This is a genomic window from Pseudomonas sp. SIMBA_068 (assembly GCF_046534705.1).
GTDB classification, from domain to species: Bacteria; Pseudomonadota; Gammaproteobacteria; order Pseudomonadales; family Pseudomonadaceae; genus Aquipseudomonas; species Aquipseudomonas putida.
In genome coordinates this window covers 1-266 of the sequence record NZ_JAWRYI010000682.1, presented here as the reverse complement: position 1 = coordinate 266, position 266 = coordinate 1, and the positions used below count along the sequence as shown (strand labels likewise).

The window sequence follows — 266 nt, the reverse complement described above, 5'->3', positions numbered from 1 at the left end:
CGAGCAGTCGATCTACAACCTCCTGACCCGCCAGATCGAGCTGGAGGTCCTCCCGGCCGCACAGGCGAACGGTGTCGGCGTGATCGCCTGGTCGCCGCTCCAGGGCGGACTGCTCGGCGGTGTCGTCCGCAAGCAGAACGAGGGCAAGCGGCGGCTTGAGGGACGCGCGGCGGAGACTCTCGCGAAGCACCGCGACGCGATCGAGGCGTACGAGGCGTTCGCCGAGGAGCTCGGCCACGAGCCCGGCGACCTCGCGCTGGCCTGGC

Annotated in this window: 1 protein-coding gene; it reads left to right on the top strand. The window is 71.4% G+C overall.

Features of this window, described 5'->3' with window-relative positions:
- Positions 1-266: aldo/keto reductase (locus SB756_RS30970; RefSeq protein ID WP_410913356.1), on the top strand; the 266-nt coding region annotated here is incomplete at both ends.